This is a genomic window from Bacillus sp. FSL E2-8868 (genome assembly GCF_038005505.1).
Lineage (GTDB): Bacteria > Bacillota > Bacilli > Bacillales > Bacillaceae_G > Bacillus_A > Bacillus_A mycoides.
In genome coordinates, this window is sequence record NZ_JBBOTI010000001.1 from 1,586,734 (window position 1) to 1,600,462 (window position 13,729).

Sequence of the window (13,729 nt, forward strand, 5' to 3'; positions counted from 1 at the left end):
AGCCTCTTTCTATCTTTTAGAAAGAGGCTTTTTTACGTGAAAATAAAAGGAGGAAGAAAAATGGGAGCGACAGGAGTAACGTCACAAAGAAAAACAATTGAAGAGAGTATAGAAAGAAATAAGGAAAAGTACATAGAAACAAGTCATAATATTCATGCGAATCCGGAGATTGGTAACCAAGAATTTTACGCATCAAGAACGTTAAGTTTGTTGTTAGGAAGCGCAGGATTTCAGTTGCAGCACAATATAGCTGGTCATGAAACAGGATTTATCGCGCGAAAAAGTTCCGGGAAACAAGGACCAGTTATCGCATTTTTAGCTGAGTATGATGCTTTACCAGGACTCGGTCATGCGTGTGGTCACAATTTAATCGGAACAATTAGCGTTGCAGCAGCGATCGCGTTATCAGAAACGCTTGAGGAAATCGGCGGAGAAGTTGTCGTGTTCGGAACACCAGCAGAAGAGGGCGGGCCAAATGGTAGCGCAAAATCGAGTTATGTAAAAGCTGGCTTATTTAAAAACATTGATGCGGCGCTTATGATTCATCCGAGCGGAAAAACAGCTCCAACGAGTCCGTCACTAGCAGTTGATCCACTAGATTTTCATTTTTACGGAAAAACAGCTCATGCAGCAGCCTCACCAGAAGAAGGAATTAACGCATTAGATGCGATTATCCAGCTGTATAACAGTATTAATGCACTTCGCCAACAACTCCCATCAGATGTGAGAATTCATGGTGTTATTACTGAGGGCGGAAAAGCACCTAATATTATTCCTGACTACGCATCAGCAAGGTTCTTCATCCGCGCGGCAACGCGAAAAAGATGTGCGGAAGTAACAGAGAAAGTAAAAAACAGCGCACAAGGAGCAGCGTTAGCAACAGGTACAAAAGTAAAAATTCATCAATTCCAAAATGAAATCGATGAACTACTCGTAACAAAAACATTTAATGACGTCGTAGCGGAAGAGTTAGAACTACTAGGTGAAGATGTAAACCGTAAAGAAAGAGTAGGAATTGGCTCAACAGATGCAGGAAACGTAAGCCAAGTCGTACCGACAATTCATCCGTACATTAAAATCGGTCCAGACGATTTAATTGCGCATACGAATGAATTTAGAGAAGCAGCTCGTTCAGAATTAGGAGATAAAGCGCTAATTACATCCGCAAAAGCACTAGCAAATACGGCGTATCGATTAATTACAGAAGAAGGTTTGTTAGAAAAGGTGAAGGAGGAGTTTAGGGAGGAGCAGAGGAATCAGGGGTAGGTGAGAAGGAGACGTATCTCTGGATTTTCTAGTAGGAAATTGAATGAAAAAAGAACCAGCCTATGGCTGGTTCTTTTTATATTATATAAGAATTTTTCCACATACACTCGGTATCTTTATCTTAGTACCCTCTTATCAGAACGACAATTTCTCCTCAAACTCACTCTTTAAAACAATTAAAGGAGACGATAATCCAAATTGCATTAAGGAGTCTAAAAATGTAGCGAGAGAATCCATCGAATCGCTCATGACCTTCATCATATAATTAAACTCCCCGCTAATTCGATATAAATCAGTTACTTCGGGAGCGGCATTACAAAATTGGATGAAATCAGAGCATTGACTCGTTTTAAACATGATGAATGCTTGAATGTTCTTATTAATTTTAGAAGGCTCAAATTTCGTTCGGTATGCAGCTATAACGCCTTGATCTTCAAGTTTGTTAATGCGTTCTTTTACAGCAGGCTGCGTCATGGATATAATACGTCCTATTTCTGAAACAGAAATTCTCGCATTTTCATACAACAAGTTCATAATTTTATGATCAATTTCATCTAGTTTTACTGTGTTTTGCATTGGATAGCCCCCTTTTTTTATTTTCTAAAGTAAATCGTAAATTATAACTATAATATCATAAGTAAAGGAACTAAATTACCTATAAATCTATATTTAAAATTATTAGTATTTGCTTAAAAATATAAGTATAGGATTTAATAAACGAAAATTTAGGAAGGGTGGAAAAAATGAAGAATCTTGATGGGAAAGTAGCGTTAGTAACAGGGGCGAGTCGCGGTATTGGTCGTGCGATTGCGATGAGATTGGCAAACGACGGTGCATTAGTTGCAATTCACTATGGCCGAAATAAAGCAGCTGCAGATGAAACAATTAGTGAGATTGAATCTAATGGAGGAAAGGCATTCTTAATTGAAGCGGATTTCAATTCAATTGATGGTGTCAAAAAGATAGTAGAACAATTGAAGAATGAATTACAAATAAGAGTTGGTACATCAGAGATTGATATTTTAGTAAACAATGCAGGGATAGGTACACAAGGAACAATTGAAAATACGACAGAAGAAGTTTTTGATGAAATTATGGCCGTAAATATTAAAGCACCGTTCTTCTTAATTCAGCAAACATTACCATTACTACGAGCAGAAGGGCGCATTATTAACATTTCATCGGCCGAAGTACGAATCGGTTTTACAGGATCAATTGCATACGGTTTAAGTAAAGGGGCATTAAATACGATGACACTTCCTCTAGCTAAACATCTTGGAGAAAGAGGTATAACAGTGAATACAATTATGCCTGGATATACGAAGACAGATATTAATGCGAAATTGCTAGATAATCCGGAAATACGAAATTTTGCTACGAATTCATCTGTGTTTGGACGAATAGGGCAAGTTGAAGATATCGCAGGTGCAGTCGCATTCCTTGCTTCTTCTGATAGTCGCTGGGTAACAGGGCAAATTTTAGATGTTTCTGGAGGATTTTGTTTATAGGGGCACTACTTCATACACATCAAGCTAATATTTTCATATCCCCCTAAATTAAAATTTTCTTTCTCTACAGATAGCTATTTTGAGAAGCCGCTCATTTTTTCGTTTTGAGGGCATTTCTTTTTCTTAAGTTGATGGGTATGTATGGTGACCCCTATTAGACGATAGTGAATTAACAATTTCGGGGTTCAGTTCCACTTTATTCAAAATAAGATTTTTTTGCAGTAAAATCAATGTTAGTGGAACTTTTTTAATCAAACTTTTTTCTAAATTAAAATAAATCCTTGCAACATTTAAATTAGTACTATATAGTTCTAGTTATGAAAAAGGTAAAATTAATGAATCAAAAACGTGTGATTGAAGTAGCTGCAACATTATTTTTAGAAAAAGGGTTTGCTTATACAAGTATGGATGAATTAGTACGTGTAAGCAAAGTTTCAAAGTCTAATGTGTATTATCACTTTTCTAATAAGGAAGTATTATTAGAAGGGGTCGTTGATTATTGGATTGAAATGTATCAATCTGCAATTGATGACGTACTTTCTCAGAACCAATTTTTAGTTGAAGATCGTATCCAACTGTTTTTAAAGCAATTATCACAAGGAGTTCAGTCGAGAGAGTATAAGGGGAGCTGTCCATTTATTACTCTTTATATTCAAAGTCCTAAACAGGCCACGCAAATAAAAGAAAAAATAGGTCTTTTTTTTACAGGATTACAAAAGAAAGTTTCTCTATTACTTAAACAAGGGGTAGAGAATGGAGAATTCAGAAACACGATTAATATTGATGAGGTTGCATCACTTTTTATTACAAATCTTGAAGGAGCGTTATTTATTTCAGAAACATTGAAGGATGCAACTGTAATTACGAAAACAGCAGATCATTTTTTAAAATTGCTTCGATAAAAGAAGCATTTTTTTTACATCAAATTAGTACTAATTAGTACTAAAAAGGAGATTTTATATGAGAACAGTATTTTTAACTGGTGGAACAGGCTTTATTGGAAAGCAATTAGTAAAAGAATTAGCCAAAGAGGATGTTAAAATTCTTCTTTTAGTAAGGTCGAAAAGTAAAGCAATACGCATTTTTCAAGAAAGAGGCATCTTAAAAAAGGCAGTTATGCACTTTATTGAAGGTGATTTGACGAAAATAGATTTAGGTCTAAGTGCTGAAGATAAGGAGAGGGTATTGAAAACGGATGTGATTATTCACGCAGGAGGCCCCATGGATATTCAAGTGACAAGTAAAGAGGCAGCTTCCGTATTTTTAAATGGCGCCAAACATATTAGTGAATTAGCTAAAAGTATTCATCAATTGAAGGGCTTGCAACAATTTATTCATGTTGTAGGTTATATGAGTCCCTTTGATGATAAAAATAGCAAGATTGCAATTGATGTGTTTAAAGAAGGAAACAATTATTTGAAAATGAAAAATCCATATGAGAGAACAAAATTTTTAGCAGATCTTTATATCCGTCACCAGGCATCAGCAGTAGGTTATCCGCTTTCTGTAATTAATCCGCCAACTGTAGTCGGTAGTAGTAAAACAGGGAGTACAGAGCAGATAGCAGGATTAGGTTTGCTGGTGATGAGTATGCGAAGAGGGCTCATGCCAGTGATTCCTGGAGGTAAGGGATATAGGTTACCACTTATTTCAAACGATGAGCTTGCGAAGTTTATTGTGCAGGTTTTCAGATTGGAGCAACCGACTATACAAACATATACACTTGTTGAAGACAAACAGCACGATCAGAACATTGCTGAATTATTAAGTATTATGTCGGAAAGTATGAATATGAGGGCACCAAAAATCTCTGTCCCAATGCCACTTATGAAAGCAATTATGAATAGTGGAGTAAGTAAAATAACAAAAATTCCTTCTGATGGACTGAATTTTATTACAAAACGAAAATTTTCAAATGTTTCAGCGAAAAAAATTATGGGAGGAGATTGGTTTAAGAAGACGAGTGTAATGAAATTTTTCCCTGCCGTAGTAGCTGATCTGGATTATCGAATGATGTATCAAAATGGCCAGCATAATCATTTATTTAAACGAACATTATGCGATAACACTACCCTTTACCAATTACAAGGAGAGGGTAAACCGTTTATTTTATTACATGGTTTATTGAGTGATGGAGAGGATTTATTTCCTTTAGCACAAGAGCTTTATGAAAAAACTGGTCAACCTGTATGGATCTTGGATCTTCCAGGTTTGGGACGTTCTCCTTTTAAACAAGAGAAAAATCTTCTAGATATCTATTTGAATGTAGTGAAAAAGTTATTGGAGAAAGCTACTAATGGTGCACATCTAATTGGCCATTCATTCGGTGCGTTTATTCTTCTGGAAGCATTGGTACAAGAGTACATAGATAAGAAGTATTCAATCACTTTACTTCAGCCACCTGTTGCTAAAAAAAATGCTAAATCGCTAAATGTTCCCCAATTTATGAACAAATGGACATTAAAATTGGCAACTACTAATTTGATAGGGCGTTATTTATTAAGTAATGGTTTGTTTGAAAGTATGGAGAGCATCCCTGAACATTATATCGAAAAAATAAGTAACAGTTTTACTTCTCCTAGAATTTTAAATACTACGGTTCAGCTTAACAGTTTACTACTGAAAAACGATCAAGGTGATTTCAATGAAGTAACAAAGTATAATCTTCACATTATTTGGGGGGATTGTGACAGAGGCTATTCTGCTCCATCGCATCTTGGTAAGGTTGATTTTGTTCCATATGGCCATCATTTTCCTCTTAGCCATCCGAGTGAAACGGCAACATTAGTAATAAAAAATAGTAATACTAGCAGATGAGAGTGTGGGATAAATAAACAGTGTGTAGTAAGATCGTTGTGTCTTTGAAATAAAATAGTACTGTATGGGGTCCCACCCCATACCTATCAAGCTATACTTCTGAAATATCCCCAAAACGAAAATTTCATCCTTTCATAGTTGTCCATAGGATCTTAGGTCGATTTTCATTTTTGAGAAGAATACATTTCTCAAATTGATGGCAATATGGGGGGAAATAATGTTACGATGTTTATAAAAAAGTAGTTAGACTAGTGTGTTTTACTCCGATTCATTTCAAAATATAATTGAAAATCCATCTTTAAATTAAAAAAGAAGGTGTTACCTTTATATATTAATAACTTCGAAATATTGTATAACAGATAATTTTTATGCATTATTGATTAACATTGCTTATTGTGCTAACGAATCAGGATAGTGTGGCGACCGACAAACTAAATAGTTGCTTATCCTCAATTATTAGAAGGAAAGTTCTATCATTTCGAGAATTTATTAGACATAGACGAGTGCTATAATTTTCTATATCTACATATAAGAGGTGACTACGCATGAATCAAAGACCGTCAGAAGAAGAATACGCCGGGAACTCCGGCGAATATATCCGTTTGGTACCGGACGGTAACATCATCGATATTCTGCTCGCCCAGGAAAAACAAATGACCGAGCTCCTGGCATCGTTGACCGAAAGCCAGTACGCGTATCGGTATGCTGAAGGAAAATGGACGCTGAAAGAAGTCGTGGGCCACATTGCAGACTCGGAACGCGTCATGACCTACCGCCTGCTCCGGTTCGCAAGAGGGGACCAGACGTCTCTGACTGGTTTTGATCAGGAATTGTTCATGCCTCCTTTCGGAAGTTGGACAACCGAGCAATTGGCCGAAGACTACCGGGCCGTACGGCAATCAACGATCACATTGCTGCGCGGGCTACCGGCGGAGGCGTGGACCCGCAAGGGCACAGCCAACAACCTAAGCATTACGGTGCGCGCCCTCGCGTACGGCATCGCAGGACACGAACTTCATCACATGGGGGTCATCCGAAATCGGTACTTGAGTTAATCTTCGGCTGAGGCCTTTGGAATGGAACTAACACCTCTCATCCAACCTTAGATACCGTTCTTATTGGGGTCCCGCCCCACAACCATCAACTTAAGGATTTAGACTATTTTTGAAATTAAAAGCACATTACTATTCTCTTATGTTAATGAGAAAGGGTGACGTGCTTTTTATGAATATGTACCAAAAACAAGAGTTATCTTTATTTGCCGAAGAGTTATATCGATTTTTTTCATTTGGGGGTATTTGTTTTTCTTAGCTTGATGGTGATGGGGCACTACGCTATAATGGTCAAATTAAAATTTAAAACAGTTATAGAGACTCCATTCCTCGGAAACATTGTAACTATTAAGTTGTAAAAAGAACCGTAGTTTTTTATTTTTGAAAAGGCTATGGTCCTTTTTAGTTGTAGCAAAGATATGATGTGAGGAGGTTTTTGTAAATCAAAAAAAATTGATTAATTAGTTGCATAATAAATTAATCAGCGTATATACTATAAATATCAAAAAAAGTTGATGAAGGGAGAGTGAACTACAGTGGCGCAAGATTTTCAGCTCTATGAGAAAAAATTCAAAGCATTAGCGGATCAGAAGCGTTTAGAGATTATGTATGAACTTTGCCAGCGGGGACAGACTTGTGTGTGTGATCTAACAGAGGTTTTTGAAATGACGCAATCTAAGTTGTCCTATCATTTAAAAATTTTATTAGATGCAGGTTTAATTGTAAAAGAAACAAAAGGTACGTGGAGTTATTATGATTTAAATGATGCGGAAGTAAATAATTTATTATCAGAAGAATTGTGCTGTATTTTTAGAAAAACAGGTAAAGGTAGCTGTTGTTAAAATTTTAAACTATTAATCAAAAAAAATTGATTAATAGTATTTAAAGAGGAGGAATAAGCTATGAGATATGTTCACGTTGGTATAAATGTTACGGATTTAGAGAAGTCTATTCAATTTTACGAAAAGGTATTTGGTGTGTCACCAGTAAAGGTGAAAGTAGATTATGCAAAATTTTTATTAGAGACACCAGGGCTTAATTTCACGCTGAACGTACGAGATGAAGTGAAGGGAAATCAGGTAAATCATTTTGGTTTCCAAGTGGATACAGCTGAAGAAATTACATTTCATAAAGAAAGATTAGAAAAAGAAGGTTTCTTTGCGCGTGATGAGATGGATACAACTTGTTGCTATGCGGTTCAAGATAAGTTTTGGGTAACGGATCCTGATGGGAACGAGTGGGAATTCTTTTATACAAAAGCACATAGTGATGTTCATAAAATTGAAGATCCATCTTGTTGCACGACTTCTAACGTAGTAGATAAAAATTCTTGTTGTTAATAGGAGATGGAAAATAAAATGAAACGTTTATCTTTTCTAGATCGATATTTAACACTATGGATTTTTCTAGCTATGGCTGTTGGGATTGGTTTAGGGTTTGTGTTTCCTAGTGTAGTAGACGGACTAAATACATTACAAGTTGGAACGACGTCCATCCCGCTCGCTGTTGGTTTAATTGTCATGATGTATCCACCGTTGGCGAAAGTTCGTTACGAGGAAATGGGCCGGGTATTTAAAGATGTAAAAGTATTGGTTTTATCTTTAGTGCAAAACTGGATTATTGGTCCTGTACTTATGTTTGTTTTAGCAATTATTTTTCTTCCAGATAAGCCAGAATACATGGTCGGACTCATTATGATTGGTTTAGCACGCTGCATTGCAATGGTAATTGTTTGGAACGACCTTGCAGATGGGGATAAAGAGTATGCAGCAGGTTTAGTGGCTTTTAACTCCGTATTCCAAATGTTATTCTTCTCTGTTTATGCATACGTGTTTGTAACAGTCATTCCAGAATGGTTAGGGATTGAAGGGGCTATTGTCGATATTACAATGGGAGAAGTAGCGAAATCAGTATTTATCTATTTGGGAATTCCTTTTATAGCAGGTATGTTGACACGCTTTGTACTCGTTAAGTTAAAAGGAAGACAATGGTATGAAAAGGTGTTTATACCTAAGATTAGTCCACTTACATTACTTGCATTATTATTTACAATCATCGTTATGTTCTCTTTAAAAGGGGAAATGATTGTTAGCGTACCATTAGATGTAGTAAGAATAGCGATTCCGTTATTAATCTATTTTATTGTAATGTTTTTTGTTTCTTTCTTTATGGGAAGAAAAATTGGTGCAAACTATCCGGTGACTACAACGTTAGCATTTACAGCAGGTAGCAATAACTTCGAGTTAGCAATTGCTGTAGCAGTTGGTGTGTTTGGTATTCATTCAGGCGCAGCATTTGCAGCTGTTATCGGGCCGTTAGTTGAAGTACCTGTAATGATTGCACTTGTAAACGTTGCTTTTTGGTTTAAGCGTAAATATTTTAATGATCAACCAGTATAATTTAAAAATAAAGGCGGAAAACAACATGAAAAACAAAAAGACAATCTATTTCTTATGCACAGGAAATTCATGCAGAAGCCAAATGGCAGAAGCATGGGGCAAACAATATTTAGGCGATAAGTGGAATATATATTCTGCAGGAATCGAAGCACACGGAGTAAATCCAAATGCTATTAAAGCGATGAAAGAAGTAAATATCGATATAACGAATCAAACATCGGATATGATTGATTCAAATATTTTAAATAACGCTGATTTAGTCGTTACGCTTTGTAGTCATGCAGATGCTGTGTGTCCATCTACTCCTTCACATGTGAATCGTGTTCACTGGGGATTTGATGACCCGGCAGGAAAAGAATGGTCTGAATTTCAACGTGTTCGCGATGAAATTGGGGAACGTATAAAACGATTTTCTGAAACAGGGGAGTAAATAAAGGAAAGAGCTAATTTTCTATTGTATAGGGGATTGGCTCTTTTTCTATACATAGTCACTACTGCATTGGTTTACAACAACTATCTCAACGAATGCAGAATATTATGTAAGAATGATATAGTTAGAATGGTAGTCTGCCTCTATTAAATTTATATATAGAAAAAAACACTATTGGTAATTAACAATGAATAAAATTTTGGTTTTTAGAGTAATCGAGATAGTAATCATAAAAAATAGCGTGTAATAAAAATTTTTTCACATGAAAGGAAAAAAGGGTGAAACACATAATAAAAGACGTATTAATAAATTATTTTAAAGAAATTCATTCACTAGCAGTGGAAGAAGAGCTATATAAAAATAGCTGGAATACAGATTTACACTATAAAATTATGGTGAATGGAAAGCGATATTCCGCAAGGTTTATCAATAGCAAGCGAACAATCAATCCAGCTTTTGGGGCGTTATCAAACGAACAACTGATAGAGCAAGTACGTTTTACGTATTATTTACGCGAGCATGGAGTCCTTTTTATGCAAATTAATAAAAATAGGTCAGGGGAGTCATTTACATTAGTCGCTTGGAATGATGAACAATACCGATTTATATTGTCTAATTGGATTGAAGGAGAACATATTACACTCTGTACGGAAGCTATCGCAGAAGCATTTGGAAAGGAAGCAAGAAAGGTTCATGATATTTCTAGTGCATTTCAAAGCGCGATTTTTCAGAAGAAATCTCATTTGGATGGGTATGTTGAGTTTATTAATATGTTAGAAAGCAAGACAAGCACATGTAAGGAATTGCGGGAGTATATAGATCTTGCTAAATATCATATAGACTGCGCATATACGAGTGAATTAGAGTTTATTGTACAAACAGACTTAAATCCTTTGAATGTTTTATGGGGCTCAAGTCAACAGGTAAAAGGAATTGTAGATTTTGAATCTATTAGTTATGTTGACCGTATTGAAGGGTTAGCCTTTTTAATAAAATGGTACTCTCGAACGAAAGGAATACAGTCGCATAAAGTATGTCCGGAAGTTGCTAGAGCATTTTTAGAAGGGTATAAAGCTAATAACATTTTAACTTCAAATGATTATAAAAGACTTTCTTCGTTGCTATGGTTATCCGGTAGTTTAAATTGGAACTTCGTTAAAAAGACGATGAGTCTATTTGGTGACGGGAGAGAATTAGAGGAACATTTGAAAGTTTATAGAGTAAGGGGAGAAAGGTTGTCTTCATTGTTTTAATTTGTAGATAACATTTCTTCTCTTTTGGGATTTATAAAACAAAGCATATGAGGTGTTCTAAAAATGAAAATACAAATTGTATTGTTTGACGGATTCGGAGAGCTTGTCTCCTTTGCACCTTTTGAGGTATTGAAAAGAGCGATAGAAGAAGGGGCTCCGTTTACGGTTGAATTAGTTTCTAGTGAACCAAAACAAGAGGTTACTACTTCGTTTGGAGTTACGGTTAAACTACATGATTTTTTACGAATGGATAATCGTCCAGATTTGTTAATTGTACCCGGAGGTGGCTGGAATCATAAAGCTGAACATGGGGCGAGAAAGCAAGCAGAGATTGGAACTTTGACCAAAATGATTAGAGAGATGCACAATGAAGGAACGATTGTTGCGGGAGTTTGTACTGGAGGTATGTTACTAGCTGCATCCGGTATATTGAATGATAAAAAGGCAACAATGCATCATTTGGCGCAGAGTGAAATTAGTCAATATGGGGCAGAACTTCTTCATTACAGAATTGTGGATCAAGGCGATATTATTACTGCAAGAGGAGTTACTTCAGGGATTGATTTAGGTCTTTGGATCACGGAAAGGTTTGCAAGTCCAAAAATTGCAGCTGCTGTTGAATATAGAATGGAATACGAGAGGCGAGGTGTTGTGTGGAGTTAATTTGAATTCTTTTTCATTTGAAGACAAGAGTTCATTACTCTGAAGAAATAAAGTGGAAAGTGATTCAAATGAAAAAGAATGGGTATTCAAATCGTACCATTATAGAGACACTTGGAATTAAAAATACTACAATTATGTGCGAATTCAAGAAAAATCAAACGACCTATCCCCTAAAGAATATAGGGAACAGGTGGTTTAGGTATTTTGATATGTGTTCCGATTTTGGGGGTCACTTCAAAAAAAGATAAGTGCTTTTTATTTTTTAGCAACCAGGTAAAACAATCTCCACATTAAAATCAACATATATATAAGAACTATCTCGACGAATGCTTACTAAAGTTGCTGTACCATTTACTTGTGAAAGTCCATTTACACATAATAGAGGTAAAGATCCATCACAGTTATAGCAAAGAACATTGTTTATTTGTACAACATCATTTAAATATGCACTAAATCCTGTTCTTGGACCTGTACATGGAAAAAATTGAGCTGGAAATCCAAAATAGAATGGTAAATTTCCAACTGCAGTAATTTGAGATACAGAAACATTACATTCTATAACACCACAAGGAGTAGTTACAGATGCTTGAGCATCACATTGAGCAACATTAAGTTTTAAATAAAATGGATCTGTAATTACAGGGAAAGTATCACCAACATGTAATGGCTCTGGAAAAATAATTGATGAAGGATTACTCGTACCGGCCGTTAATCTAATTGTCCCAGAAGTATTTATGACGTTTTGACAAGGAGTAGAACAGTCTAATAATTGTTCTACATCTGATGTACTTTCATTATCTATCTGAATTTTTTCAGAAGTGTTTAAAACTTGATTTAATTCCTCCATTTTTTCACACACCTTTAATTCATTTTTAATCTGCCTTAATAAAAAATGAAATTAAATAAGAATTAGTACATGTATCACTTGTTTTTGGATGTGAGGTATTAGTTCCTAAATAAAATTTTTCTTTTTCTGCAGTGGATTTCTTATAAAATGAAATCAATCATAGAGTGCCTTGCTCCGACTTGAACAATCTTAATTTTACATCACATCGCTATCAAGCTAAGAAAATAGAGCTCCCTCCAGAATGAGGTTTTGCCTTAACTTGCAATAAAAAAGCTCATTTTTTCGTTTAAGGTGGATCTGTTTTCTTAAGTTGATGGGCAGGTGACGGTACCACATTTAAAGGAATTTAGTTTTGTTAGCTTAATAGTAATTCAATTTTAAATTTTTCACTTTACTATTATTAGATTTGTTAGAAGGGGTATCATTTATTTGATATAATTAATGGATGTGAATCAAGAAATAGAAAGAAAGATACTTCTAGTGATTTTATACTTAAAATGTAGGGAGATTGAATAGAGTTATGGGGAATGAAAAAGAAATTAGTTCCGCTAAATTAATATGGAAGATGACGCGCCCACATACATTAACGGCGACGTTTTCTCCTGTAATTTTAGGGACAGTAGCATCACTGTATGTTACAGACATTCATTGGCTTTTATTTATTGCGATGATGATTGCATGTTTAGCATTGCAAATAGCAACGAATTTATTTAATGAGTACTATGATTTCAAACGTGGATTAGATACCGCTGATTCAGTTGGCATCGGTGGTGGAATTGTCCGTCATGGATTGAAACCAAAAAATGTTTTAACAGTTGCGCTTTTATTGTATGTAGTAGCAGCATTTATTGGAATTTATATTTGTATGAATAGCAGCTGGTGGTTAGTCGTTATCGGTTTAATTGGGATGGCGGTTGGCTACTTATATACAGGTGGTCCATTACCAATTGCGTACACTCCATTTGGAGAATTAGTTTCTGGACTGTTAATGGGGACATGTTTTGTACTTATTGCTTTCTTTATTCAAACGAATACGATAACGATTGAAAGTGTATTGATTTCCATTCCAATTGGAATTTTAGTAGGTGCAATTAACATGTCGAATAACATCCGAGATATCGAAGAAGATATTAAAGGTGGAAGAAAGACGTTGGTAATCCTCCTTGGGAGAGAAAAAGCAGTGGTAACACTAGCTGTAGCCTTTTTCATTGCTTATTTATGGATTGCCGTAATTGTATTGATGGGTTATATAAGCCCTTGGGCATTAGTTATGTTCCTAGGTTTGAGAAAGCCAATCTCTGCAATTCAAAGTTTCCAAAAAGGAGCAAAGGATCCCGGGTATATGCGCATCGCAATGAAATCAACAGCGATGACAAATACGATTTTTGGCTTCTTATTATCAGCAGGATTATTAATTAGTTATCTGTTTTAAATAAAAACCCCAGTTTCTCAATTTTAATATAGAGAGATTGGGGTTTTTATTTTTTTATTTCT

15 protein-coding genes are annotated in these 13,729 nt (G+C 35.5%); 13 read left to right on the forward strand and 2 right to left on the reverse strand.

Translation table 11 applies throughout. From position 1 onward, the window contains the following. Positions 1 to 60: 60 nt before the first annotated feature. Positions 61 to 1,266 (forward strand): M20 family metallopeptidase, encoded by a 1,206-nt coding sequence (locus tag NSS74_RS08305; RefSeq protein WP_002142400.1) that lies wholly within the window; start codon positions 61 to 63, stop codon positions 1,264 to 1,266. Between the two features lie 135 nt (positions 1,267 to 1,401). Here NSS74_RS08305 and NSS74_RS08310 read toward each other — a convergent pair whose 3' ends face one another. Continuing rightward, the gene (locus NSS74_RS08310; RefSeq protein WP_001181720.1) at positions 1,402 to 1,842 is read right to left on the reverse strand and encodes an Lrp/AsnC family transcriptional regulator; all 441 of its coding nucleotides are present in this window, start codon (positions 1,840 to 1,842) and stop codon (positions 1,402 to 1,404) included. A gap of 167 nt (positions 1,843 to 2,009) precedes the next feature. Here NSS74_RS08310 and NSS74_RS08315 point away from each other — a divergent pair, with 167 nt between their 5' ends. The 11 genes from NSS74_RS08315 (at position 2,010) to NSS74_RS27925 (ending at position 11,587) form a co-directional block, all read left to right on the forward strand. After that, positions 2,010 to 2,774: an SDR family oxidoreductase gene (locus NSS74_RS08315; RefSeq protein ID WP_002142399.1), complete on the forward strand. Its 765-nt coding sequence runs from the start codon at positions 2,010 to 2,012 to the stop codon at positions 2,772 to 2,774. A gap of 335 nt (positions 2,775 to 3,109) precedes the next feature. Beyond that, positions 3,110 to 3,676 carry a TetR/AcrR family transcriptional regulator gene (locus NSS74_RS08320; RefSeq protein ID WP_001072320.1) on the forward strand — a complete coding sequence of 189 codons (567 nt, stop codon included), beginning with the start codon at positions 3,110 to 3,112 and terminating at the stop codon, positions 3,674 to 3,676. 58 nt (positions 3,677 to 3,734) lie between these two features. Further along, positions 3,735 to 5,591, forward strand: a complete 1,857-nt coding sequence (locus NSS74_RS08325) for an alpha/beta fold hydrolase (protein ID WP_159146830.1) — start codon at positions 3,735 to 3,737, stop codon at positions 5,589 to 5,591. Positions 5,592 to 6,136: 545 nt separating this feature from the next. Then, entirely contained in the window at positions 6,137 to 6,646 is a 510-nt protein-coding gene (locus tag NSS74_RS08330) for a DinB family protein (protein WP_002142397.1), read from the forward strand. 533 nt (positions 6,647 to 7,179) lie between these two features. Then, positions 7,180 to 7,485, forward strand: coding sequence for an arsenical resistance operon transcriptional regulator ArsR (gene arsR, locus NSS74_RS08335; protein WP_000046018.1), 306 nt, complete (start codon positions 7,180 to 7,182; stop codon positions 7,483 to 7,485). 60 nt (positions 7,486 to 7,545) lie between these two features. Continuing rightward, on the forward strand, positions 7,546 to 7,983 hold the full coding sequence (locus tag NSS74_RS08340; RefSeq protein ID WP_002033152.1) for an ArsI/CadI family heavy metal resistance metalloenzyme: 438 nt from the start codon (positions 7,546 to 7,548) through the stop codon (positions 7,981 to 7,983). Between the two features lie 18 nt (positions 7,984 to 8,001). Further along, entirely contained in the window at positions 8,002 to 9,042 is a 1,041-nt protein-coding gene (gene arsB / locus NSS74_RS08345; RefSeq protein WP_002128038.1) for an ACR3 family arsenite efflux transporter, read from the forward strand. Positions 9,043 to 9,067: 25 nt separating this feature from the next. Then, a complete protein-coding gene (gene arsC, locus NSS74_RS08350; protein WP_040963099.1) occupies positions 9,068 to 9,472 on the forward strand; it encodes an arsenate reductase (thioredoxin) in 405 nt (134 codons plus the stop codon). Positions 9,473 to 9,750: 278 nt separating this feature from the next. Then, positions 9,751 to 10,725, forward strand: a complete 975-nt coding sequence (locus tag NSS74_RS08355; RefSeq protein ID WP_012261224.1) for a phosphotransferase enzyme family protein — start codon at positions 9,751 to 9,753, stop codon at positions 10,723 to 10,725. Positions 10,726 to 10,788: 63 nt separating this feature from the next. Continuing rightward, complete coding sequence (locus NSS74_RS08360; protein ID WP_002142393.1) at positions 10,789 to 11,388, forward strand: DJ-1/PfpI family protein; 600 nt, start codon at positions 10,789 to 10,791, stop codon at positions 11,386 to 11,388. Positions 11,389 to 11,524: 136 nt separating this feature from the next. Beyond that, on the forward strand, positions 11,525 to 11,587 hold the full coding sequence (locus tag NSS74_RS27925; protein WP_350472279.1) for a hypothetical protein: 63 nt from the start codon (positions 11,525 to 11,527) through the stop codon (positions 11,585 to 11,587). Positions 11,588 to 11,650: 63 nt separating this feature from the next. On the opposite strand, the gene NSS74_RS08365 is transcribed toward NSS74_RS27925, so the two are convergent. Next, positions 11,651 to 12,235 carry a hypothetical protein gene (locus NSS74_RS08365; RefSeq protein WP_002142392.1) on the reverse strand — a complete coding sequence of 195 codons (585 nt, stop codon included), beginning with the start codon at positions 12,233 to 12,235 and terminating at the stop codon, positions 11,651 to 11,653. Positions 12,236 to 12,755: 520 nt separating this feature from the next. Here NSS74_RS08365 and menA point away from each other — a divergent pair. Further along, a complete protein-coding gene (menA, locus tag NSS74_RS08370) occupies positions 12,756 to 13,667 on the forward strand; it encodes a 1,4-dihydroxy-2-naphthoate polyprenyltransferase (protein ID WP_012261223.1) in 912 nt (303 codons plus the stop codon). Positions 13,668 to 13,729 lie beyond the last annotated feature (62 nt).